General features: G+C 68.6%; 20 protein-coding genes. 8 read left to right on the top strand and 12 right to left on the bottom strand.

Annotated features, from left to right (window positions below):
• Nucleotides 1-3: 3 nt before the first annotated feature.
• Nucleotides 4-1,962: an MFS transporter gene (locus G6N61_RS27295; protein WP_163925139.1), complete on the bottom strand. Its 1,959-nt coding sequence runs from the start codon at nt 1,960-1,962 to the stop codon at nt 4-6.
• 210 nt (nt 1,963-2,172) lie between these two features.
• Nucleotides 2,173-3,462, bottom strand: a complete 1,290-nt coding sequence (locus tag G6N61_RS27290; protein ID WP_163923841.1) for a multidrug effflux MFS transporter — start codon at nt 3,460-3,462, stop codon at nt 2,173-2,175.
• 136 nt (nt 3,463-3,598) lie between these two features.
• Between G6N61_RS27290 and G6N61_RS27285 the strand changes: the two genes are divergently transcribed.
• Both G6N61_RS27285 and G6N61_RS27280 read left to right on the top strand, forming a co-directional pair.
• Nucleotides 3,599-4,354, top strand: coding sequence for a hypothetical protein (locus G6N61_RS27285; protein WP_163923839.1), 756 nt, complete (start codon nt 3,599-3,601; stop codon nt 4,352-4,354).
• A 176-nt stretch (nt 4,355-4,530) separates the two neighbouring features.
• Complete coding sequence (locus G6N61_RS27280) at nt 4,531-8,394, top strand: multifunctional oxoglutarate decarboxylase/oxoglutarate dehydrogenase thiamine pyrophosphate-binding subunit/dihydrolipoyllysine-residue succinyltransferase subunit (RefSeq protein ID WP_163923837.1); 3,864 nt, start codon at nt 4,531-4,533, stop codon at nt 8,392-8,394.
• Nucleotides 8,395-8,459: 65 nt separating this feature from the next.
• Here the strand turns inward: G6N61_RS27280 and G6N61_RS27275 are convergent, their stop codons facing one another.
• Nucleotides 8,460-8,834 (bottom strand): DUF732 domain-containing protein, encoded by a 375-nt coding sequence (locus G6N61_RS27275; protein ID WP_163923834.1) that lies wholly within the window; start codon nt 8,832-8,834, stop codon nt 8,460-8,462.
• Between the two features lie 106 nt (nt 8,835-8,940).
• On the opposite strand from G6N61_RS27275, the gene G6N61_RS27270 reads away from it, so the two are divergent.
• On the top strand, nt 8,941-9,771 hold the full coding sequence (locus G6N61_RS27270) for an SDR family NAD(P)-dependent oxidoreductase (RefSeq protein ID WP_163923831.1): 831 nt from the start codon (nt 8,941-8,943) through the stop codon (nt 9,769-9,771).
• Between the two features lie 19 nt (nt 9,772-9,790).
• Here G6N61_RS27270 and G6N61_RS27265 read toward each other — a convergent pair whose 3' ends face one another.
• Both G6N61_RS27265 and G6N61_RS27260 read right to left on the bottom strand, forming a co-directional pair.
• A complete protein-coding gene (locus G6N61_RS27265) occupies nt 9,791-10,624 on the bottom strand; it encodes a glycine betaine ABC transporter substrate-binding protein (RefSeq protein ID WP_235887324.1) in 834 nt (277 codons plus the stop codon).
• Nucleotides 10,625-10,628: 4 nt separating this feature from the next.
• Entirely contained in the window at nt 10,629-11,831 is a 1,203-nt protein-coding gene (locus G6N61_RS27260) for an NAD(P)-dependent malic enzyme (RefSeq protein WP_163923825.1), read from the bottom strand.
• A gap of 132 nt (nt 11,832-11,963) precedes the next feature.
• Here G6N61_RS27260 and corA point away from each other — a divergent pair, with 132 nt between their 5' ends.
• Entirely contained in the window at nt 11,964-13,067 is a 1,104-nt protein-coding gene (corA, locus tag G6N61_RS27255; RefSeq protein WP_163923823.1) for a magnesium/cobalt transporter CorA, read from the top strand.
• A gap of 76 nt (nt 13,068-13,143) precedes the next feature.
• On the opposite strand, the gene G6N61_RS27250 is transcribed toward corA, so the two are convergent.
• The 6 genes from G6N61_RS27250 to G6N61_RS27225 form a co-directional block, all read right to left on the bottom strand.
• Nucleotides 13,144-13,734, bottom strand: coding sequence for a suppressor of fused domain protein (locus G6N61_RS27250; RefSeq protein WP_163923820.1), 591 nt, complete (start codon nt 13,732-13,734; stop codon nt 13,144-13,146).
• A complete protein-coding gene (locus G6N61_RS27245) occupies nt 13,731-14,903 on the bottom strand; it encodes an ABC transporter ATP-binding protein (protein WP_163923816.1) in 1,173 nt (390 codons plus the stop codon). The genes G6N61_RS27250 and G6N61_RS27245 overlap by 4 nt, the downstream gene beginning before the upstream one ends.
• Before the next feature lie 2 nt (nt 14,904-14,905).
• On the bottom strand, nt 14,906-15,742 hold the full coding sequence (locus G6N61_RS27240; RefSeq protein WP_163923813.1) for a carbohydrate ABC transporter permease: 837 nt from the start codon (nt 15,740-15,742) through the stop codon (nt 14,906-14,908).
• On the bottom strand, nt 15,739-16,665 hold the full coding sequence (locus G6N61_RS27235) for a carbohydrate ABC transporter permease (protein WP_163923811.1): 927 nt from the start codon (nt 16,663-16,665) through the stop codon (nt 15,739-15,741). Before G6N61_RS27235 ends, G6N61_RS27240 begins: the two co-directional genes overlap by 4 nt.
• Nucleotides 16,662-18,020: an ABC transporter substrate-binding protein gene (locus G6N61_RS27230; protein WP_179973532.1), complete on the bottom strand. Its 1,359-nt coding sequence runs from the start codon at nt 18,018-18,020 to the stop codon at nt 16,662-16,664. The genes G6N61_RS27235 and G6N61_RS27230 overlap by 4 nt, the downstream gene beginning before the upstream one ends.
• Nucleotides 18,021-18,271: 251 nt before the next feature.
• Nucleotides 18,272-18,772: a YflT domain-containing protein gene (locus G6N61_RS27225; protein WP_163923805.1), complete on the bottom strand. Its 501-nt coding sequence runs from the start codon at nt 18,770-18,772 to the stop codon at nt 18,272-18,274.
• Between the two features lie 118 nt (nt 18,773-18,890).
• Here G6N61_RS27225 and G6N61_RS27220 point away from each other — a divergent pair, with 118 nt between their 5' ends.
• Nucleotides 18,891-19,571 carry a DUF4190 domain-containing protein gene (locus tag G6N61_RS27220; protein ID WP_163923803.1) on the top strand — a complete coding sequence of 227 codons (681 nt, stop codon included), beginning with the start codon at nt 18,891-18,893 and terminating at the stop codon, nt 19,569-19,571.
• Nucleotides 19,571-20,065, top strand: coding sequence for a DUF4190 domain-containing protein (locus tag G6N61_RS27215; protein ID WP_163923800.1), 495 nt, complete (start codon nt 19,571-19,573; stop codon nt 20,063-20,065). The genes G6N61_RS27220 and G6N61_RS27215 overlap by 1 nt, the downstream gene beginning before the upstream one ends.
• A gap of 16 nt (nt 20,066-20,081) precedes the next feature.
• Here G6N61_RS27215 and G6N61_RS27210 read toward each other — a convergent pair whose 3' ends face one another.
• On the bottom strand, nt 20,082-21,038 hold the full coding sequence (locus tag G6N61_RS27210; RefSeq protein ID WP_163923796.1) for an HpcH/HpaI aldolase/citrate lyase family protein: 957 nt from the start codon (nt 21,036-21,038) through the stop codon (nt 20,082-20,084).
• A 25-nt stretch (nt 21,039-21,063) separates the two neighbouring features.
• Between G6N61_RS27210 and G6N61_RS27205 the strand changes: the two genes are divergently transcribed.
• Together G6N61_RS27205 and G6N61_RS27200 are read left to right on the top strand one after the other, a co-directional pair.
• Nucleotides 21,064-22,380 carry a magnesium transporter MgtE N-terminal domain-containing protein gene (locus G6N61_RS27205; protein WP_163923793.1) on the top strand — a complete coding sequence of 439 codons (1,317 nt, stop codon included), beginning with the start codon at nt 21,064-21,066 and terminating at the stop codon, nt 22,378-22,380.
• Nucleotides 22,377-22,940 (top strand): DUF1003 domain-containing protein, encoded by a 564-nt coding sequence (locus tag G6N61_RS27200; RefSeq protein WP_163923790.1) that lies wholly within the window; start codon nt 22,377-22,379, stop codon nt 22,938-22,940. The genes G6N61_RS27205 and G6N61_RS27200 overlap by 4 nt, the downstream gene beginning before the upstream one ends.
• Nucleotides 22,941-23,018 lie beyond the last annotated feature (78 nt).

Below are 23,018 nucleotides of genomic sequence, written 5' to 3'. Positions count from 1 at the left end.
CCGCTAGTCGCGGAAGCGCATCGAGTGCCGACCGTAGGTCCCGGCATCCTCGCCCGAGGTCTCCTCCTCGTCGCGGCGGCTGTGCCTGCCCGCCGCCGAACGCGAGGGCACCTCGAACCGGTCCAGTCCCCCGACAGGTCCGTCGACGTGATGACCGTTGTGCGCGTGGCCATTTCGAGCGACGTCCGCGGCTGGCGCCGACACGGGTTGCACGTCGGTGACCGCCGCCGGCTCGTCGTCGACGAACAGGTGCTGCCACGCTTCGACGGGACCGCCTCGCCACTCGTCGGCGGGGGCGGGCAACGGGGGTTCGACGTGCACGTCGAACGGGGTCGTCACGCTATCGTCGACCGGAGGGGACACGGGGGCGTCCACACGCGATCGGACCGCCTGCAGCGGCGCCGATTCCGGCTCGTCCCAGTCCACCGTGTACTCGACGTACTCGTCGTCGTCGGGGAAGTAATCCGCGTCGTCGGGCACGGTCCGTCCGCCCACGGGTGGCCGCACCGGAGCGGGCCCGTGGTCACCCGGCCCGCGCAGGAACAGCGCAGCGACGACACCGAGCAACGCGACGAACGCGGGTAGCAGCAGGGCCTGGGACAGCGCCGCCGAGAACGGCACCTGCAGGAAGTCGGGCAGCTCCGTGATGCCGGCCTCGGCACCGGGCGGACGCTCGCCGCCGCCGGGCATCTCCGCGCCGATCCGCGACGTCATGAACGCGGCCATGCCCGCACTGCCGAGGACGCCACCGATCTGTCGCGTGGTGTTGTACACCCCGGAACCGGCTCCGGCCAGGTCGGGCGGCAGGTGCCGGGTGGCCGTCGCGGCCAGCGGTGACCAGATGAACGCCATCCCGACGCCCATCACGATCAGCGGCAGCACGAGGCGCCAGATGGGCGTCGTGTCGGTCATCTCGACCGACAGCCAGGTCAGCCCGATCGCCAGCGCCGAGAAGCCGAATCCGACGATGGGCGTCGGCGCATGGCGGTCGACGAGCTTGCCGACGAACGGCGCCAGCACGCCGGACGAGATCGCCATCGGGGCCGTCAGCAGCGCGGCCCGCGTCGGCGAAAGGCCGGCCACCGCTTGGGCGTAGAACATCAGCGGCAGGATCATCGCCGTCACCGCGAAGCCGATGACCGAGATGCCCAGGTTCGACAGGCTGAAGTCCCTGTCGCGGAAGATCCGCAGCGGGATCAGCGGGTCCCCGGGGTTGACCGACTGCCAGTAGACGAACGCCGCGACGAACCCGAGACCCGCGACGACCATGCCCCAGATCCACGGCGCCCAGTCGTGCGACTCGCCCTCCTGCAGGGCGAACACGACCAGGAACATGCCCGCTCCCGAGAGCAGGACGCCCAGGAGGTCGAACCCCTTCTTCTCGGTCGGCAGCGAGGGCACGAACCAGTACGCCAGCGCGAGGCCGATGACGCCGACCGGGACGTTGACGATGAAGATCCAGTGCCAGCCGAGACCATCGACGAGGACGCCGCCGGCGAGCGGGCCGACGAGCGTCGCGACACCGGCCGTCGCGCCCCAGATGCTGAGCGCGACGCCGCGGCGGTCCGGCGGGAAGATCCGGGTGATCGCCGACAGGGTCTGCGGGGTCAGCAGCGCCGCCCCGACGCCCTGCACGACGCGGGCGGCGATCAACATCTCGATGGTGTCGGCGAGACCGCACCACAGCGAGGCGGCGGTGAAGATCCCCAAACCAATCAGGTAGAGGTTCTTCGGGCCGTACCGGTCCCCCAACCGGCCGGCCACCAGCAGCGGCACGGCGTACGCCAGCAGGTAGGCGCTGGTCACCCAGATCACCGCGTCGTAGTCGGCGCGGAGGCCGTCCATGATCGACGGGTTGGCGACCGACACGATGGTCGCGTCGACCAGGATCATGAAGAAGCCGACCATCATGGCCCACAGGACGCGCCATGGGTTCGCCGATTGCGGGTGGGTGGCCCGCATCCGGTGCAGGGCGTCTAGTACTGCGGTCACGCTCGTGTCTTCCGTGAGTGCGCGCGGGTGAGCCGGGCTCGCGGGGGCTGGGCCCAGCGGACTCCGGTGGGATGCCGAACGCCCCTACCCGATCACGCCTGTCGAACTATCCCGACGACGCTACGGACGCCTCGTCGTCGGGTCGACTCCGGGGTGCCCGGCCTGGCTGGACCGGCTCGGCTATACCGGTTCCGCGATGGCCGCGCCGACGAACTCCTCGTCATCGGACGTGGACTCTGCGCCGACGCGCGCGGCCAGCAACGCGCCCAGCGCGATCACGGCACCGGCGGTCATCACCACGGCGAGCGCGATTTCGTCGTTGCCGAGCACCCCGACCAGGGGTGCCACCGCGGCACCGAGGCCGAACTGCGCGGCGCCGAGCAGTGCCGCCGACGTACCCGAGGCCTCGGGGTGCCGCGACAGTGCCAACGCCGGGGCGTTGGGGATGACGAACCCCATCGCGCCCAGGATCAGCCACACGGGCACGACGAACGCGGCCAGCCCGCCGACGCCGGCTACGGCCAACCCGATGAAGACCACACCGAAGAGCGAGGACGCCGCGAGCGCCCACACGACGATGGCCTGCGGGGTGAACCGGCGCAGCAGCACGACGTTGAACTGCGTCGAGCCGATGAGAGCCACCGCGCCTGCGCCGAACACCAGCGCGAAGGACTGCTGGTCGAGTCCGTAGCGGCCCTGCAGGACGAACGACGCACCGGCGATGTAGGCGAACAGGCCCGACATGCCCAGCGCGGCGACGAGGACCAGGATCACGAACCGCGCGTCACCGAACAGTTGGCCGTACGTGCTGAGGATCCCGCGGACCCGCAGCGGCCTGCGATGTGCGGTGGGCAGCGTCTCCGGCAGCGCCAACGCGGCCATAAGGAGCAGTGCGCCCGCCAGGACGACGAGCACGGCGAACACCCAGTGCCACGACCCTTGCAGCAGTACCGCCGCGCCCAGCGACGGCGCGAGCACCGGGGCGACGCCGAGCACCAGCATCAACCGCGACATCACCGTGGCGGCGGCGTTGCCCTTGAACAGGTCGCCGACGATCGCGATGGATACGACCATGGTCGCGGCAGCGCCCATGCCCTGCAGGCCACGCGCCAGGCCGAGCACGGTGATGTTCGGCGCCAGCAGGCAGATCAGCGACGCGACCATGTGCAGGACGATGCCCGCCATCAGCGGACGGCGACGTCCCAGCGAATCCGACAGCGGGCCGATGACGAGCTGCCCGATCGCCAGACCCGCCAGCGTGCCGGTCAGTGTCAACTGCGCCACCGACGACGACACCGACAGTTCCTCGGCGATGCGTGGCAGTGCGGGCAGGTACATGTCGATGGTGAGCGGACCGAGCGCGACGAGCAGGCCGAGCACCAGGATCATCCGGGTTCGACCCGGTGCCTGGGTGCCATCGGGTGCCACGTCTACGCCGCTGCCGAGGTCTACGTCCGGGGAAGAGGCCATGGAACTCTTTAGCAACGCGCACGACTCATTTCTTCCCGAGCCTGCCCAAAGTGACCGCCGTCACCACCGGGCACGCTGGGCGGGGTGCCGTTCGTTAACCTGAGGATTCCGCGATCGCACACAGGAGGCGATGAGCATGGGTGCTGGATTCCGCGCCAAGGGCCGGCAGCTGCCAGCCACCGGCCACGAGAACGACGACGATCCGAGCGCGGCCGTCAAGGCCCTCTCGGCGATCATCGAACGCGGCGCACGGGTGCAGGCTCCCGCGGTGCGGGCCTACGTCCAACGCCTGCGTGATGCCGATCCGGAGTCGACGCCCGACCAGATCGTGGCCAGGCTCGAGAAGCACTACCTCGCGGCCGTGATGGCCAGCGGCGCCGCAGTCGGTTCCGCCGCGGCGTTCCCCGGCGTCGGCACGCTCGTCGCCATGTCCGCCGTCGCCGGCGAGACCGTGGTGTTCCTGGAGGCCACCGCCGTCTTCGTGCTCGCGGTCGCCGAGGTGCACGGCATCCCCGCCGAGCACCGCGAGCGGCGGCGCGCACTGGTCCTGGCGGTGCTGGTGGGCGAGGACGGCAGGCACGCCGTGATGGACCTGGTCGGCCCGGGACGCACCAAGGGCGCCTGGCTGGCCGACGGCGCCGCGCAGCTCCCGCTGCCCGCGGTGTCGCAGCTGAACTCCCGGCTGCTGAAGTACTTCGTCAAGCGCTACACGCTCAAGCGTGGAGCGATCGCGTTCGGCAAGATGCTGCCGGTCGGGGTGGGCGCTGTGGTCGGTGGTGTCGGCAACCGAATGATGGGCAAGAAGATCGTCGACAACGCCCGTGTCGCGTTCGGCGCACCGCCGCCGCGCTGGCAGTCGACGCTGCACGTGCTGCCCGCACCGAAGCAGTGACAACCCGCGCACGGGCCGTCCGTCGGAGACCACAACGACCATAAGACCGTTGCCGTGGTCTGCCAGGTGTGCGAGGGATAGCCTGGAAGGCGGCGCAAGGGTGGGCCATACCGCATACAGACGCAAGCGGGCACGTGCTCGATTGCAATGGCAGAGGAATCGAGGCGACAGCTGCCGTGAGCAGTTCACCTTCACCATTCGGGCAGAACGAATGGCTGGTCGAGGAGATGTACCGCAAGTTCCGGGAGGATCCCACCTCGGTGGACCCGAGTTGGCACGAGTTCCTCGTCGACTACTCACCGGAACCGACCACGGCGGCCTCGGCACCGGCGAACGGCAAGAGCGGCGCGACCGCCAAGACCGGTCCCTCCTCCCCACCCATCCCGGCGCCGGCTCCGCCGCCCGCCAACGGCTCGTCGTCGAACGGCTCCAAGACCGCGCCGAAGGCCCCGGAGAAGAGTTCCGCCAAGCCCGCCGAGAAGGCTGCTGACAAGGCGCCCGCGAAGCCCGCAGCAGCCGAGAGCAAGCCTGCCGACAAGACCTCGACGTCGGAGAAGCCCGCCGCGCCCGCGACCAAGCCCGCCACGTCGGCGACTGCGGCCAACCCCGAGCCCGCGAAGCCGAAGAGCCCCGCGGGTCCGCCGCCGGCCGAGGACGACGAGGCCGCGGTCCTGCGCGGTGCCGCAGCAGCGGTGGTCAAGAACATGAACGCCTCGCTAGAGGTGCCGACCGCCACCAGCGTCCGCGCCATCCCGGCGAAGCTGATGATCGACAACCGCGTCGTCATCAACAACCACCTCAAGCGCACGCGCGGCGGCAAGATCAGCTTCACCCACCTGCTGGGCTACGCGATCGTGCAGGCCGTCAAGAAGTTCCCGAACATGAACCGGCACTTCGCCGAGGTCGACGGGAAGCCCAACGTCATCACCCCGGCCCACACCAACCTGGGCCTGGCGATCGACCTGCAGGGCAAGGACGGCAAGCGTCAACTCGTCGTCGCCGCCATCAAGCGGTGCGAGACCATGCGCTTCGGCCAGTTCATCGCCGCCTACGAGGACATCGTGCGGCGCGCCCGCGACGGCAAGCTGACCGCCGAGGACTTCTCCGGCGTCACCATCTCGCTGACCAACCCCGGCACCATCGGCACCGTGCACTCGGTGCCGCGCCTGATGCGCAACCAGGGCGCGATCATCGGTGCGGGCGCCATGGAGTACCCCGCCGAGTTCCAGGGCGCCAGCGAGGAGCGCATCAACGAGATCGGCGTCGGCAAGCTGATCACGCTGACCTCCACCTACGACCACCGCATCATCCAGGGCGCGGAGTCGGGCGACTTCCTGCGCACCATCCACCAGCTGCTGCTCGACGACGAGTTCTTCGACGAGATCTTCCGCGAACTCGGCATCCCGTACGAGCCGGTGCGGTGGCGCACCGACAACCCCGACGCGATCACCGACAAGAACGCCCGGATCATCGAGCTGATCGCGGCCTACCGCAACCGCGGCCATCTGATGGCCGACGTCGACCCGCTGCGCCTGGACAAGACCCGGTTCCGCAGCCACCCCGACCTCGACGTCCTGACCCACGGCCTGACGCTGTGGGACCTCGACCGCGTGTTCAAGGTCGACGGGTTCGCAGGCGCCGAGTACAAGAAGCTGCGCGACGTGCTGTCGGTGCTGCGCGACGCGTACTGCCGTCACGTCGGCGTGGAGTACACCCACATCCTGGAACCCGAGCAGCAGAAGTGGATCCGGGACCGCGTCGAGGTCAAGCACGACAAGCCGACCGTCGCCGAGCAGAAGTACATCCTGAGCAAGCTCAACGCCGCCGAGGCGTTCGAAACGTTCCTGCAGACCAAGTACGTGGGGCAGAAGCGCTTCTCGCTCGAAGGCGCCGAGACCGTCATCCCGATGATGGACGCCGCGATCGACCAGGCCGCCGAGCACGGTCTCGACGAGGTCGTGATCGGCATGCCGCACCGCGGCCGGCTCAACGTGCTGGCCAACATCGTCGGCAAGCCCTATTCGCAGATCTTCAGCGAGTTCGAGGGCAACCTGAACCCGTCCCAGGCCCACGGCTCCGGTGACGTGAAGTACCACCTCGGCGCCACCGGCACCTACATCCAGATGTTCGGCGAGAACGACATCGAGGTATCGCTGGTGGCCAACCCGAGCCACCTCGAGGCCGTCGACCCAGTCCTCGAGGGACTGGTGCGCGCCAAGCAGGACCTGGTGGACAAGGGCGACGGACCCGATGGCTTCACGATCGTGCCGATGATGCTGCACGGCGACGCGGCGTTCGCCGGACAGGGCGTGGTGGCGGAGACGCTGAACCTGGCGCTGCTGCGCGGCTACCGCACCGGCGGCACCATCCACATCGTGGTCAACAACCAGATCGGGTTCACCACCTCACCGCAGAATTCGCGCTCCAGCGAGTACTGCACGGACGTGGCGAAGATGATCGGCGCGCCGATCTTCCACGTCAACGGCGACGATCCCGAAGCCGCTCAGTGGGTGGCCCGGCTGGCGATCGACTTCCGGCAGAAGTTCAAGAAGGACGTCATCATCGACATGCTGTGCTACCGCCGCCGCGGGCACAACGAGGGCGACGACCCGTCGATGACGCAGCCGTACATGTACGACGTCATCGACACCAAGCGGGGCGTCCGCAAGACCTACACCGAGGCCCTCATCGGTCGTGGCGACATCTCGATGAAGGAAGCCGAGGACGCCCTGCGCGACTACCAGGGTCAGCTCGAGCGTGTCTTCAACGAGGTCCGCGACCTCGAGAAGCACGACATCGAACCCAGCGAGTCGGTGGAGTCCGACCAGGTGCTGCCCGCGAAACTCAGTACGGCAGTGGACAAGTCGCTACTGGCGCGCATCGGCGACGCGCACCTGTCCTTCCCCGAGGAGTTCGCGGTGCACCCGCGCGTCAAGCCGGTGCTCGAGAAGCGGCGCGAGATGGCCTACGAGGGCAAGGTCGACTGGGCGTTCGGCGAACTGTTGGCCCTGGGCACCCTGGTCTCGGAGGGCAAGCTGGTCCGGCTGTCCGGCCAGGACACCCGCCGCGGCACGTTCACCCAGCGCCACTCGGTGATCATCGACCGCAAGACCGGAGCGGAGTTCACGCCGCTGCAGCTGCTGGCGACCAACACCGACGGCACGCCGTCGGGCGGCAAGTTCATGGTCTACGATTCGGCGCTGTCGGAGTTCGCGGCAGTCGGCTTCGAGTACGGCTACTCGGTCGGCAACCCCGACGCGATGGTGCTGTGGGAGGCGCAGTTCGGCGACTTCGTCAACGGCGCGCAGACGATCATCGACGAGTTCATCAGCTCGGGCGAGGCCAAGTGGGGCCAGCTGTCCGACGTCGTGCTGCTGTTGCCGCACGGTCACGAGGGTCAGGGCCCCGACCACACCTCGGGTCGCATCGAGCGGTTCCTGCAGGTGTGCGCCGAGGGGTCGATGACGGTCGCGATGCCGTCGACGCCTGCGAACTACTTCCACCTACTGCGTCGGCACGGCATGGACGGCATTCACCGTCCGCTGATCGTGTTCACGCCGAAGTCGATGCTGCGCAACAAGGCCGTCGTCAGCGACATCCGCGACTTCACCGAGCAGAAGTTCCGCTCGATCATGGAGGAGCCGACGTACACCGACGGCGTCGGCGACCGGTCGAAGGCCAAGCGAATCCTGTTGACCAGCGGCAAGATCTACTACGACCTCGCTGCCCGCAAGGCCAAGGAGGGCCGCGACGACGTCGCGATCCTGCGCGTCGAGCAGCTCTACCCGCTGCCCCGCAAGCGCCTCGCGGCGACCATCGACGAGTACCCGAACGCCGAGCAGTTCTTCTGGGTGCAGGAGGAGCCGGCCAACCAGGGCGCGTGGCCCACGTTCGGGCTATCGATGCCGGAGTTGCTGCCCGATCACCTGACCGGGATCAAGCGCATCTCGCGCCGTGCGATGTCGGCGCCGTCGTCCGGGTCGTCGAAGGTGCACGCCGTCGAGCAGCAGGAGATCATCGACGAGGCGTTCGCCAAGTGAGTTGATGCTGCGTGAGGGTCGCCAGCCTGCCGGGTCCGGCGACCCTCACGCAGAAATTCGGTGTGTCAGAACCCCGCAAGCCCGAACGGGATGGGGTTTTGCCCGTTGGCCAGCGAGGTCACGGCGGCCGGGCAGAACATCGAGATGGCGATGCCGGTGAACATGGTCGCGGGGCCGAGCGGTCGGCCCAGTGCGTCCGAGACGCCGGCCGCGACGTCGGCCATCTGCTGACCTGGTTCCGACAGCATCGGGCAGACGGACTGGCCAACCGACACTGCGGTGGCCGGATCGATGCCACCGAGACCGGCCGAACTGAGCGCTCCTACGAAGGCATCGGCCCCCGGATCGGCGTGCGCCGGGGTGGCCAGGAACGTCGCGCCCGCGATCAGACCTGCGGACACTGCCAGCGACGCTGTCGTCGCCTTGGGGATGCGCTTCATGGACTGTCCTTCGCACCCCGGCGCGGATCCGTTACCCGCTTTCGGCGATACCGCCGGTACTGTCTATGCTCGACACGAGTCGAATAAGCGAGACGAGGGAGTACGCATGGAGGGCTTCGCGGGCAAGGTCGCGGTCGTCACGGGCGCCGGATCGGGTATCGGCCAGGCCCTGGCCATCGAGTTGGCACGGTCGGGCGCCAAGGTCGCGATCAGCGACGTCAACATCGAGGGCCTCGCCGTCACCGAGGAGCGCATCAAGGCGATCGGCGCCCCGGTGAAGGCCGACCGGCTCGACGTCACCGAGCGCGAGGCCTTCGAGTTGTACGCCGACGCCGTCAAGGCCCACTTCGGCAAGGTCAACCAGATCTACAACAACGCCGGCATCGCGTTCGCGGGCGACGTCGAGGTCAGCGGCTTCAAGGACATCGAGCGCGTCATGGACGTCGACTTCTGGGGTGTCGTCAACGGGACCAAGGTGTTCCTCCCCCACCTCATCGAGTCCGGCGACGGGCACGTGATCAACGTGTCGAGCATCTTCGGCATCTTCTCGGTGCCCGGCCAGGCGGCGTACAACGCGGCCAAGTTCGCCGTCCGCGGGTTCACCGAGGCGCTGCGCCAGGAGATGGCGCTGGCCAAGCATCCGGTCAAGGTCACCACCATCCACCCGGGCGGCATCAAGACCGGCATCGCGCGCAACATGACGGCCGCCGAGGGCATCGACGTCGACGAACTCGCGAAGACGTTCGACAAGAAGCTGGCCAGCACGTCACCGGAGAAGGCCGCGCAGATCATCATGGACGGCGTCCGCAAGAACAAGGCGCGGGTCCTGATCGGCAACGACGCCAAGGCACTCGACCTCATCGTGCGCCTGACCGGCTCCGGCTACCAGAAGCTGTTCGCCGGCGTCATCGCCAAGGCGCTGCCCAACTCGCACTGACCCGAAGCCGCCCGGAGGGTCAGTGGCCCAGCGGGTGTGACGACAGCCAGTCTCCGGCCAGCGCGGCCGGGTCCTTGCCGTCGCCCACCTGACGCAGCATGTCGGCCAGTGCTCCGTTGTCGAGTTCGCCTGCGATCTGGTTGAGCGCTAGCACCTGCTGCTCGGTCAGTTCGTTGCGCCGGTACAGCGGCACGACGTTCTCCGCCCGGATCAGCGAGGTGCGGTCGGTGAGCACCACCGCCCAGTCCGGGACGTCCGCGGCCGCCGTGGACGTCCACGCCAGGTCGATGCGGCCGGACTGGAGCGCAGCGAACAGTGCTGTCTGATCACGGAATTCGCGCGGCTCGGGCAGCCGGCAGGACCCGACCGCGCGCGGCGTGACGGCGCCGACGACCGCGCCGGCATTTGGGCGCCCGCACGTCCTGGCCAACGCCGTGACGTCACTGCCACCCCACGCCTCGGCCGTCTGCTCGGTGACCGCGACGGCCGGTCCGTCGTCGGCGGACTGGGCGTAGTCGCCTGCCGCGATGCCCTCGGGCAGCGCGCCGATCATCGCCCGGTACACCTGCTCGGGCGCGCGGGCGGTGGAGTTCGGGTCGAAGCGCGTCAACAGCCGGCCGGTCAGCCCGGGGGCCACTAGCACGTCACGGGTGTCGAGGTCGCCCACCGGGTCGTCGCTGGTCTCCACGTGTGCGGGGCTGCCGTAGTAGCGCAGCGCCGCGGCGTAGAGCTGGGCCAGCAGTGCGGACTGGGGGTCGTCGGTCGCGCCGACCGCGATCGACGGGGGCGCCGACCCGCCGCTGCATCCGGCGATCAGCAGCGCGACGAGCGCGACGACCAGCCGGCGAGTCAAGGGCTCAGACTCCCGAGGCTTCCGCGACCGCCGCAGCCACCGCCGGGCCGACGCGCGGGTCCAGCGCGCTGGGCACGATGTGGTCGGCCGCGAGATCGTCGCCGACCACCGAGAAGATCGCATGAGCCGCCGCGACCTTCATCGCCTCGGTGATGCGGCGGGCGCCTGCGTCGAGCGCACCGCGGAAGACGCCCGGGAAGGCCAGCACGTTGTTGATCTGGTTCGGGAAGTCGCTGCGGCCGGTCGCCACCACGGACGCGTACTTGCGTGCGGCGTCGGGGTGGATCTCGGGGTCCGGGTTGGACAGCGCGAACACGATGCCGCAAGGGGCCATCGTCGCGATCAGGTGCTCGGGCACCAGTCCTGCCGACAACCCGAGGAACATGTCCGCACCGTCGAGCGCCTCGGCCACGCCGCCGGTCAGCGCACGCGGGTTGGTCCGAGCGGCCAGCTCGGCCTTGAACGAATTGAGGTCGTCGCGGCCGGAGTGCACGATGCCCTTGCTGTCGAGCACCGTGATGTCGCGAATCCCACTGGCGAGCAGAATGTTCGTGCACGCCACGCCTGCCGCACCCGCACCGGAGACGACGACCTTGAGCGTGGTCATGTCGCGGTCGAGGACCTTGGCCGCACCGAGCAGCGCGCCGAGGACGACGATCGCGGTGCCGTGCTGATCGTCGTGCATCACCGGGCAGTCGAGGGCCTCGATGGCGCGGCGCTCGATCTCGAAGCAGCGCGGCGCCGAGATGTCCTCGAGGTTCACCGCGCCGAACGTCGGCCGCAGCCGGATCAGCGTCTCGATGATCTCGTCGGGGTCCTTGGTGGCCAGCACGATCGGGATCGAGTCGAGACCGCCGAACGTCTTGAACAGCGCGCTCTTGCCCTCCATCACCGGCAGCGACGCCGACGGGCCGATGTCACCGAGTCCGAGGACGGCGCTGCCGTCACTGACGACCGCGACGAGGCGGTTGGCCCAGGTGTACTTGGCGGCGAGGGCGGGGTCGGCGGCGATCGCGCGACTCACCTGGGCGACGCCCGGGGTGTAGGCGATCGACAGGGCGCGCTGCGTGTCGAGTGGCTCCCTCAGATCGATCGAGAGCTTGCCGCCCTCGTGCGCTGCGAAGATCTCGGCGTCGTCGATGACGACTTGCGGCGTACGAGCAGCGGACGGCGTATCACTCGACGAATCAACAGCACTGTTGGACACCCGCGTCAGGTTACTGCACCCTGACATCTCACCCCGGTGCTCTCCCGGCTCGTGAGCACGCCACTGCCAGCTGACAGGCGTATCATTTCGGCGCCCGACCAGGGGCGCACACCACGGAGAGGGGACCTGGCGATGCCGTCGTTCCGCGCGCTGCAGCCCTCGGTGCTCAAGGCGTCCGCCCGCCGTCCCGCTGAAGCCGACTTCCACTCCATCCACGTGCCGGTCGCCCGCGCGATGGTCGACTGCGGCGTGTACGCCGACGGGGCACGGCTGCCGGGCAAGTACACCCACGGCGGTGCTCTGGCGAAGGTCCGCGAACTGGAGGCCTCGGGTGTGCCTGCCTTCGTGTGGATCGGTTTGCACGAGCCCGACGACCATCAGATGCAGGCGGTGGCCGACGTCTTCGACCTGCACGAGCTCGCCGTCGAGGACGCCGTGCACGCCCATCAGCGGCCGAAGCTCGAACGCTACGACGACACGCTGTTCCTGGTCCTCAAGACCGTGAACTACGTCGAGCACGAGTCGATGGCCAAGGTGCGCGAGATCGTCGAGACCGGTGAGATCATGATCTTCGTCGGCCGCGACTTCGTCGTCACGGTCCGCCACGGCGACCACGGCGGCCTCGCGAGCGTCCGCAAGCACATGGACAGCGCGCCCTCGAACTGTCGGCTGGGCCCGTACGCGGTGATGCACGCGATCGCCGACCACGTCGTCGACTCCTACCTCGACGTCACCGACCTGGTCGAGAACGACATCGACGCGATGGAGGAGAACGTCTTCTCCCCCGACAGCGCCACCGACATCGAGCACATCTACCTGATGAAGCGCGAGGTCGTGGAACTGCGCCGCGCGGTCAGCCCACTGGCCAAGGACCTCGAGCGCATGGGCACCGACTACAACGACCTCGTCTCCAAGGAGGTCCGGCGGTACATGCGCGACGTGCTCGACCACACCATGAAGGCGTCCGACCGCATCGCCAGCTACGACGAGGTGCTCAGCTCACTGGTGCAGGCAGCGGTCGGCAAGGTCTCGATGCAGCAGAACACCGACATGCGCAAGATCTCGGCGTGGGTCGCGATCGCCGCCGTCCCGACCGCGATCGCGGGCATATACGGGATGAACTTCGAACACATGCCGGAACTCAAACAGGTATGGGGCTATCCGGCGGTGCTCTTGCTGATGTTGACCGTGTGCACCACGCTGTATTTCACCTTCCGGCGCAACCACTGGCTGTAGGCGGCTCTCGCCGAGTGTTGGATTGTGTCACGCTGCGGCGCGAAAACCGTGGCGGTAACCGACGTTCGGCAACTGGTCAGCTGGGGCTGGCGGCGCGGCGTCGCGGATCGCGCACGTCCACGCCGTCGGTGAGCCACGCCTCGCGCATCGCCTCGGCTCCCTTGAGCCGCACCCACGCCGCCTCGGTCGCGGTGATCGGCGTCGCCGACAGCACCGTCACCGGATGATCCCCGTCGACGTCTACGTCGTCGATGTCGCTGCGCCCCAACAGCACCGCGGTGAACGGGGCGCCCTCCCACAGCGGCGTCTCCAGGTCGATCAACGCATCCTCGACCAGGATCACCCCCTCGATCGATGGCGTGGACGCCACCACGGCGATCGACTTGGCCAACCCGGCCGGGGTGGGCCCGCGCTGGGAGAGCACCACCTCGGCGCGCGGGCCGGTCGACGTGTCCGCAACGAACTCCATCGGATCCATCATCGGGTGCCGCGAACAGCCAACGGAGACATAGTGATAGACGCCGTCCGAGTCGGCGCCGAACCTCAGCACCTCCATCGGCTCCGCGCCCAGGAACGTCACGTTCGCCCCGACGGGGTCGCCCGTCACGCCCGCGGCGGCGAAGTGTTCGCGCAGTCGCGCCCGAACCGCTGTGAGAACGTCGCTCACGCTGCCGGCGGGATCGACAGGTTCACGCCCGAGTCGGCGTCGAAGAGCACCAGCCGCGAGGTGTCGAACGCCAACTCCGCCGTCTGCCGTGCCACGAGCTTCGACTCGGTCGACACCCGGGCGGTGAATTCGTTGTCGGCACCGCCGGATTCGACCGCCAGCTCGGCGAGCTGGCTGGCCCGGGCGCCTTCGCCCTCGGTGTGGAAGTGCACGTACTTCTCCGCGCCGAGCGACTCGACGAGGTCGACGGTCACCTCGAACGTCAGCGCTCGGATGCGCGCGTAGGTGTCCATGAGCGATGAATCGTCGAGGTGCTCCGGCCGCAGGCCCGCGATCACGTTGGCCGGCTTGGGGTGCTTGCGCAGCAGGTCGGACGCCTCCTGGGTGAGCGTCACCTCGCCGAAGGGCAGCCGCACGCCGACGTCGGTCAGGGTGGCGGGGAAGAAGTTCATCGCCGGACTGCCGATGAACCCTGCGACGAACAGGTTCGCGGGCCGGTTGTACAGCTCCTCGGGCGTGCCGATCTGCTGCGCGACGCCTGCCAGCATCACGACCACGCGGTCACCGAGCGTCATCGCCTCGGTCTGATCGTGCGTGACGTAGACGGTGGTCGTGTTCAGGCGGTTCTGCAGCCGGGCGATCTCCGAGCGCATCTGCACGCGCAGCTTGGCGTCGAGGTTCGACAGTGGCTCGTCCATCAGGAATGCCTTGGGGTTGCGCACGATTGCGCGCCCCATCGCGACCCGCTGCCGCTGACCGCCGGACAACTCCCCGGGCTTGCGGTCCAGCAACTCGGTCAGGTCCAGCGTCTTGGCGGTCTCCTCCACCTTGGCGGCGATGTCGGCCTTCGACGCCTTGGCCAGGGTCAGCGGGAAGGCGATGTTCTGCCGCACCGTCATGTGCGGGTACAGCGCGTAGGACTGGAACACCATCGCGATGTCGCGGTCCTTGGGCGCCTTCTCGTTGACCCGCTCGCCACCGATCGTCAACTCGCCGGAGCTGATGTCCTCGAGCCCGGCGATCATGTTCAGCGTGGTCGACTTACCGCAACCCGACGGACCGACCAGGATGATGAACTCGCCGTCGGCGATCGTCAGCGACAGTTCCTTCACCGCCGTCGCGCCATTAGGGTAGCTCTTCGACACCCGGTCCAACACGATCTCGGCCATGACTACCCCTTCACCGCACCGGACGTGAGCCCGGCGACGATACGTCTTTGGAAGATGAGCACGAAGATGATGATCGGCACGGTGATCACCATGGCACCGGCCGCGATCGACCCCGTCGGCTCCTCGAATTGCGAACTGCCCGTGAAGTTCGCGATCGCCACCGGCGCGGTGATAGCCCGCTCGGTCGCGGTCAGCGACAGCGCCAGCAGCAGGTCGTTCCACGCGAAGATGAAGACCAGGATCGCCGCGGTCACGATGCCCGGCGCCGCCAGCGGTGCGATCACCTTGCGGAAGGCCTGCGCGGGCGTGGCCCCGTCCATCTTGGCGGCCTTCTCCAGATCCCATGGGATCTCCTTGAAGAACGCCGACATGGTGTAGATCGCCAGCGGCAGCGCGAACGTGATGTAGGGGATGATCAGGCCGGGCCACGTGTCGAACAGGCCCACGGCGCGCTCGATGTTGAAGATCGGTGTCACCAGCGAGATCTGGGGGAACATCGCGATCAGCAGCGCCACGCCGACGAGCAGTTTCTTGCCGGGGAACGCCAGCCGCGCGATCGCGTAGGCGGCCATCCCGCCGATGACGACGGCGATCACGGTGGTGATCAGTCCGATGCCGATCGAGTTGACCAGCGCCGAACTGAACACGTTGCCCTGGAAGATCGCGGTGTAGTTGTCGAACGTCACCTCGGCGGGAATGAGCTTGCCGTCCTTGACACTCGACGTCGGCTTGAGCGACAACGACAGGATCCACAGCACGGGGATCAGGGCGTACAGCACGACCAGGACGTTGACGACGACCCAGCCCGTGGCGCGACCGGCGCCAGCTCGTTCGTTCATCGGCGTCCCCCCACGTCGTCACTGCCCGGGGCCGCGGCGCCGAAGATCTTCACGTAGATGAACGCGATCACCGCGACCGACAGGAACACCAGGACGCTGATCGCCGAGCCAAGGCCGAGGTTGAACGCCTTGAACAGGTTGTCGTAACCGAGGATCGAGACCGATCCGGTGTCGTTGGCCCCGGCGGTCAGCACGTAGATGTTGTCGAAGATGCGGAACGCGTCGAGCGTGCGGAACAGCAGCGCCACCAGGATCGCCGGCTTCATCAGCGGCAGGATGATCCTGACCAACCGCGTCCACGAACCGGCGCCGTCGACCTGGGCCGCGTTCAGCAGATCCTGCGGCACCAGCGCCAGCCCGGCGAGCAGCAGCAGCGCCATGAACGGCGTCGTCTTCCACACCTCGGCCAGCACGACAATCGCCAAGGACGGGAACTGTTCGGTCAGAGGCGCACTGCCCTCGGGCAGCAGGTTGGCCAGATAGCCGGTGCCCGGCGTCCATGCGTAGTACCAGCTGTAGGACGCGGCGACCGTCACGATGCCGTACGGCACCAGGATCGCGGTCCGCACCACGCCCTTGCCGAAGATGGTCCGGTGCATGACCAGTGCGAGCGCCATGCCGAGTACGAACTCGATGGCCACCGACACCACGGTGATCGCCAGCGTCACCGCGAACGCCGTCCACCAGTAGCCGTCGGTGAGGATCGTGACGTAGTTGCTCAGTCCGACGAACTCGGTGTCGTCCGGCGCGGCGAGGTTGTAGCGCTGCAGGCTGAGCCACACCGCGTAGGCGATCGGGTACGCCGTCACCGCGATCATCAGCAGCACCGCGGGACTGATCAACAGGAAGGCGAGCTTGCGCTCGGACCGCTCGTCGTCGGTGGCGGCGACGGCAGGCGTCGACTCCGTGGGTACCGCGGTCACGGGATCAGCCCCTTACCGTCGATGGCCTTCTGCACCTGTTCGGCGAGTTCGTCGGCCGTGCGCTCCGGGTCGATCTCGGTGATGGGCGCCAACGTTGCCGAGATACGGGTCGACACCGCCTGATACACCGGGGTCGCGGGACGCACGGCGGCGTCGACGAGCTGACGACGGATGACGTCGTACTGCGGGTACTTGGTCTGGAAGGCGGGGTCGTCGTACAGCGACGCCCGCACGGCAGGCAGGCCGCCCTCGACCGAGGTGTAGCGCTGGTTCTCCGCGTTGCGCAGGCAGCGGATCGCCTCGAAGGCCTCGGCCTTGCGCTGAGTGTTCTTGCCCACCGCCAGGTTCAGGCCACCGAGCGTCACCTTCGCGGGCTGCCCGGGCACGACACCCGGGAACTCGGCGAAGCCGAACACCTTCTTGCTCGCCTCGTACGCCGAGGTGAACTGCTCGTCGGACGGCGAGAACGTCCCCTCGTCGTTGATGGCGCTCGCGAGGTCGGGCTGCTGATCGAGCGGCAGGAAGGAGACGCCCCCCTTGACCGCGTTCTCCAGCAGCGACGGCAGCACGAACGGCCAGTTCACCTCGAGCGCGGCCTTGCCCTGTTCGAGCGCCAGGCGTGCGGTGCCCTCGTCGGTCTGAGTGATCGACGGGTCGGCACCCGGGGCGGTGGCGACGGACTTGATGATCTGCAGGGCCTTGACCGTCGCGGCGCGGTGCTCCGGGGTGTCGGTCAGCGTGACGGTCTCGCCGTCCTCGGAGAGAATCTGTCCCCCGGCGCTGGCCAGCAACGTGTTGAACCACACCATGAGGCCCTCGTACTGCTTGGCCTGCACGGCAATCCAACTCGGCTCACCGGCGGCGTGCAGGCGGGTGGCGTCGGCCACCATGGCGTCCCAGTCCCGGGGCGGTTCGGGTACGAGATCGGCTCGGTACCAGAGCAATTGGGTGTTGGTGGTGACGGGCGCCGCGTACAGCCGGTCCTGCCACTCGGCCGTCTTCAGCGGGCCGGGCAGGGTGTCCTCGCGGGCATCGGCCTCCGCCTGGCCTGCCGGGTCGTCCGAAAGCGGCAACGCCCAACCGGCTTCGGCGAACTCCGCGGTCCAGACCACGTCGAGTGCCATGACGTCGAGGGTCTTGTCGTTGCCGGTGAGTCGACGAGCCAGCTGCAGCCGCTGGTCGTCGGCACCCTTGGGCAGGCTGACCTGTTGAATGGTGAACCGGCCGCCGAGTTCCTCGTTGCAACGCTTCGCCACCGCGGTGAACGTCGCCATCTCGTTGGCCGGTGTGTAGAAGTTGATGACGTTCCCGCCACCGCCGGAGCTGCACGCCGTCAACGACGCCACCGAGGTCATCGTCAGCGCAGCTACAGCCGCAGCGCATAGCCGCCGAGCGCGCACGACCCGCCTCCATCCGCGTCCGACGGGCCGCCGAGGCAGCTCCGTCGCTTCACGTCGCCGCTGGCGCGACGGCGGGCGGGGAAACCTCCCGCGCGCAAACCGTAGAGCGATTCGGGCGTGATGTGCAACACTCCCCGCCGCGTACGGCCGATATCGGGCCTAATCGTGACCTGAGACTTGGCGCGCGGCGACCGCCGCGACACCCGTCAGATAGTCAAGCGCGCCAGCAGATCCCGCCCCTGCTCGGCGGCCTGCGGGTCACACAGGACGTCGTAGCGTCCGGCGACGAGCTGCATCGTCGAGCTGAAATCCCTTGTGCCGCGCGCCATTGCGTACTGTAGGCCCGAGGTGATCAAGCCGAAGAACACACCGGCGACCAGGCCCGCGATCAGCGACCCCCACGGGCTCGGGCTGAAGAAGCCGAGCACCAGACCGATGAACAGACCCAGCCAGGCGCCGGTCAGCGCACCGCCGCCGAGCACGCGCGGCCACGTCAACCTGCCCGTGACCCGTTCCACCTGCATGAGGTCGACGCCGACGATGGTGACCTGCTGCACGGGAAACTGCTGGTCCGACAGGTAGTCGACTGCCCGTTGCGCTTCGGCGTAGGTGGGGTACGACCCGATCGGCCATCCCTTCGGCGGGGTCGGTAGTGCTGGGGGCATTCCACGTCCCTGCTTCTGTCCTGGTTGAAGCGGGCTGGTCATGTTCGTCTCCTCGAGAAGAAGTGAGTTCGCGTCTCTCACGACAACGCACCGGCATGGCTCATCGTGCCCCGAAAGCGCGTCGAACACTCGGTATCGGCGGTGCGCTAGGTTTGGATCCATGACGAGTGAGGACTCGAACCCAGGTCAGACGTCGTCACCCGACTCGGGCGCCGGAGGGTCGGAACCGGCTCCCCAGGGCTACGAATCGCCCCCCATCGAGGACACCCCGCGACCGGACGAGCAGGACTCCGGCGACTCGGCGCCTGCGTACGCGAACTCCTACGAGCCGCCGTCGTATGAGCAGCCTCGCTACGACCAGCCCTCCTACGAGCAGCCCTCGTACGACCAACCGCAGTACGGCCAACCGCAGTTCGGCCAGTCGCAGTTCGGCCAGCAGGCGCCGCCGCAGTACGGCACCCCGGGCAACTACCCGCCTCCCCCGCCCTACGGCGCCGCCCCCGGTTACGGTCCGCCGCCCGGGTATCCGCCGCCCGGCTATGGCGCGCCAGGCTATGGCGCACCCGGTTACGGGGCTCCGGGTTACGGCGCTCCCAGCTATCCCGCCTACGGCGCGCAGCCCACGAAGACGAACGCGTTGGCCATTGCCTCACTGGTCGCGTCCGTGGTGTCGCTCTGCGGCATCGGCTCGATCGCGGGCATCATCCTCGGCGTCGTCGCGATCAACCAGATCAAGGTGAGCGGCGAGTCCGGCCGGGGCCTGGCCCTCGCGGGGATCATCGTCGGCGCCGTGACGCTGCTGTTCAGCATGCTCTGGCTCGTCCTCGTCGCGGCGGCTTGATGACCAACGGTCCCGAGCAGCCTTACCGCGGCCCCGAGTTCCCGGCACCCGACGGTTCGACGCAGCCGCTGGACTACCCCGCCAACCCCGGGCTGCCGCCGCCTGTCCACCCCGACGGGTGGTCGCAACCGGGCGGATACCCGCCGCCCGGGTACCCGGCCCCGGGTTACCAGCAGCCCGGCTACCCGCCGCCCTATCCGCCGTACGCCGGCGGCTACCCGTACGACCCCTACCGAGCGGCTCAGCCCGCGGGCACCAACGGCAAGGCGATCGCGGCGCTGGTCTGCGCACTGACCGGACTGCTCTGCGGCCTGCCCGCGGTCGTCGGCGTCGTCCTCGGGATCATCGCCATGCGCGAGACCCGTCGCACCGGGCAGGACGGGTGGGGTCTGGCGCTCGCGGGCGTCATCGTCGGCGGCCTGATCACCGCGGGCATGATCCTGTACGTGCTGCTGATCGTCGGTATGTTCGCCAGCGGTTACGCCGTCACCTGAGGTTCGTCGTCTAGCGCTACGCGGGCGGTTCGAACTTCGCCGTCGTGCGCGCCATCCCGGCCGCCCTGCCCTTGCCCGCGATCACCAGCGCCATCTTGCGGCTCGCCTCGTCGATCATCTCGTCGCCCAGCATCACCGCACCGCGCGCCCCGCCCGCCTGCGACGTGTGCCACTCGTAGGCTTCGAGGATCAGCTCGGCGTGGTCATAGTCGTCCTGGCGGGGACTGAAGATCTCGTTGCCCGCGTCGATCTGGTCGGGGTGCAGCACCCACTTGCCGTCGTAGCCGAGCGCCGCCGAGCGACCGGCGACCCTGCGGAAGGCGTCGGTGTCGCGCACCTTCAGGTAGGGCCCGTCGATCGCGTTGATGCCGTGCGTGCGCGCGGCGACGAGGATGCGCATCAGGACGTAGTGGTGGGCGTCGCCCACGTCGTAGCCCTCGGGCTGCTCGCCGACGACCAGGGTGCGCATGTTGAGGCTCGCCATCATGTCCGCCGGCCCCAGCACCAACGACTGCACCCGCGGTGCCGCGGCGATCGCGTCGACGTTTGACAGGCCCGCGGCGTTCTCGATCTGCGCCTCGATCCCGATCTGGCCCACCGGAAGTCCGTGCGTGTGCTCGAGCTGGGTGAGCAACAAGTCCAGCGCCTGAACGTGCGAGACATCCACGACCTTCGGCAGCACCACCAGGTCCAGGTGTTCGCCTGCCGTCGCCACGACCTCGATGACGTCGGCGTGGGTCCACGGCGTCGTCCAGTCGTTGACCCGGACGCCGCGCAGCTGACCGGCCCAGCCGGGTTCGGCGAGCGCGGCGGCCACCCGGGCGCGTGCAGCGCCCTTGGCGTCCGGGGCGACGGCGTCCTCGAGGTCGAGGAACACCTCGTCGGCGGGCAGCTGTTTGCCCTTGGCGATCATCTTGTCGCTACTACCAGGGACCGACAAAACGGTTCGACGGGGGCGATACGGGTTGGACACGCCAACACTCTCTACCCTTTGTGGCATGGCGGCGGTGAACAGGGTCTATGCGGCCCGGCTAGCGGGGATGGTGGTGCTCGGTCCCGATGGCGAGTCCATCGGGCGCGTTCGCGACGTCGTGATCAGCATCAGCATCGTCAAGCAGCAGCCCAGAGTACTGGGCTTGGTCGTCGAATTGCTCACGCGCAGAAGGATCTTCGTGCCGATCCTGCGCGTCACCGCCATCGAGCCGAGTGCGGTCACGCTGACCACCGGCAACGTGTCGCTGCGCCGATTCGCCCAGCGGCCCGGTGAGGTCCTCGTGCTGGGCCAGGTGCTCGACACCCGCGTCCGCGTGGACGATCCCGAGCTGCCGCAGCTCGCGGGCGTCGACGTCGTGGTGGTCGACCTCGCCATGGAGCAAGTGCGTTCCCGCGATTGGGTCGTCACCCGCGTGGCGGTGCGGAACCACCGTCGCCTGGGCAGACGCACGTCGGTGCACGCCGTCGAATGGCAGAACGTCGTGGGCTTGACGCCGTCGGCGCTCGCGCTGCCCGGCCAAGGCGTCGCACAGCTGCTCGCGCAGTTCGAGGGGCAGCGCCCGATCGAGGTCGCCGACGCGATCCGGGAACTGCCGTCCAAACGGCGCTACGAGGTGATCAACGCCCTCGGCGACGAGCGCCTCGCCGACATCCTGCAGGAGCTGCCCGAGAGCGAGCAGGTCGATCTGCTCGAACAGCTCGACACCGAGCGCGCCGCCGACGTGCTGGAGGAGATGGATCCCGACGACGCCGCCGACCTGCTCGGCGAACTGGGTGCCTCGCGCGCCGAGGTGCTGCTGGCCCGGATGGATCCCGAGGACTCCGAACCGGTGCGGCGGCTGCTCAAGCACTCCCCCGACACCGCAGGCGGTCTGATGACGTCGGGACCCGTCGTGCTCGCCCCCGACACCACGGTCGCAGAGGCGCTGGCCCGCGTCCGCGATCCCGACCTGACCCCGGCACTGGCGTCTCTGGCGTTCGTCGTGCGCCCGCCGACCGCGACGCCGACCGGGCGCTACCTGGGCTGCGTACACCTGCAGCGGCTGCTGCGCGAGCCGCCCGCCACCCTGGTCAGCGGCATCGTCGACACCGACCTGCCCAACCTGACCCCCGACACCTCGCTGGCCGCGGTCACCCGCTACTTCGCCGCCTACAACCTGCTCTGCGGGCCGGTGGTGGACGAGGAGAACCACCTGCTGGGCGCCGTCACCGTCGACGACGTGCTCGACCACCTCCTACCGCACGATTGGCGTGTCAACGTCGACGAGCCCGAACTGCCGGTAGCCGACGTCACGGCCGCGGGCCCCGCTAGGCCGTCATGAGTGAAGCGACGGCGCGTCAGCGCCTCGACACACCCCGTACGTCCCGACGCCTCACCCCGCAGTTCGACGTGGAGGCCGCCGGCCGCTTCGGCGAGAGGTTCGCCCGATTCCTGGGCACCGGGCGATACCTGGCCATCCAGACGGTGTTCGTCATCGTCTGGATCCTGCTGAACCTGTTTGCCGTTGGGCTGCAGTGGGATCCGTACCCGTTCATCCTGCTGAACCTGGCGTTCTCGACGCAGGCCGCCTACGCCGCGCCGCTGATCCTGCTGGCACAGAACCGCCAGGAGAACCGCGACCGGGTGGCGCTCGAAGAGGACCGGCGGAGGGCCCAGCAGACCAAGGCGGACACCGAGTACCTCGCCCGCGAGCTGGCCGCACTGCGAATCGCAGTGGGCGAGGTCGTGACCCGCGACTACCTGCGCCGCGAACTCGAGGACCTGCGCGATCTGCTCAACGAGCTGCAGCCGCCCAAGGAGGGTGGGGCCAAGTCGAAGTCGGACAAGAAGGGCAAGTCGGCCTCGCGCGGTGACGGGCGCGTCGGACCCTCGAACCCGTGATTTGCGATCTCGCCAACGAGGGTGTTGAAAGCCATTGTGGGGATTGCTGCAACGTATGAAACCGAAGTCGGTATGGTG

The organism is Mycolicibacterium arabiense, assembly GCF_010731815.2.
Classification (GTDB): Bacteria; Actinomycetota; Actinomycetes; order Mycobacteriales; family Mycobacteriaceae; genus Mycobacterium; species Mycobacterium arabiense.
This window is presented reverse-complemented; position numbering and strand designations above follow the sequence as displayed.

Coding starts and splice junctions, on each gene's coding strand:
- G6N61_RS27285 (WP_163923839.1), top strand. CDS start 3,599: ATGGGTGCTGGATTCCGCGCCAAGGGCCGGCAGCTGCCAGCCACCGGC.
- G6N61_RS27295 (WP_163925139.1), bottom strand. CDS start 1,962: ATGCGGGCCACCCACCCGCAATCGGCGAACCCATGGCGCGTCCTGTGG.
- G6N61_RS27275 (WP_163923834.1), bottom strand. CDS start 8,834: ATGAAGCGCATCCCCAAGGCGACGACAGCGTCGCTGGCAGTGTCCGCA.
- G6N61_RS27225 (WP_163923805.1), bottom strand. CDS start 18,772: ATGACCAGCCCGCTTCAACCAGGACAGAAGCAGGGACGTGGAATGCCC.
- G6N61_RS27270 (WP_163923831.1), top strand. CDS start 8,941: ATGGAGGGCTTCGCGGGCAAGGTCGCGGTCGTCACGGGCGCCGGATCG.
- G6N61_RS27200 (WP_163923790.1), top strand. CDS start 22,377: ATGAGTGAAGCGACGGCGCGTCAGCGCCTCGACACACCCCGTACGTCC.
- G6N61_RS27230 (WP_179973532.1), bottom strand. CDS start 18,020: ATGACCTCGGTGGCGTCGTTGACGGCGTGCAGCTCCGGCGGTGGCGGG.
- G6N61_RS27240 (WP_163923813.1), bottom strand. CDS start 15,742: ATGAACGAACGAGCTGGCGCCGGTCGCGCCACGGGCTGGGTCGTCGTC.
- G6N61_RS27220 (WP_163923803.1), top strand. CDS start 18,891: ATGACGAGTGAGGACTCGAACCCAGGTCAGACGTCGTCACCCGACTCG.
- G6N61_RS27245 (WP_163923816.1), bottom strand. CDS start 14,903: ATGGCCGAGATCGTGTTGGACCGGGTGTCGAAGAGCTACCCTAATGGC.
- G6N61_RS27205 (WP_163923793.1), top strand. CDS start 21,064: ATGGCGGCGGTGAACAGGGTCTATGCGGCCCGGCTAGCGGGGATGGTG.
- G6N61_RS27215 (WP_163923800.1), top strand. CDS start 19,571: ATGACCAACGGTCCCGAGCAGCCTTACCGCGGCCCCGAGTTCCCGGCA.
- G6N61_RS27290 (WP_163923841.1), bottom strand. CDS start 3,462: ATGGCCTCTTCCCCGGACGTAGACCTCGGCAGCGGCGTAGACGTGGCA.
- corA (WP_163923823.1), top strand. CDS start 11,964: ATGCCGTCGTTCCGCGCGCTGCAGCCCTCGGTGCTCAAGGCGTCCGCC.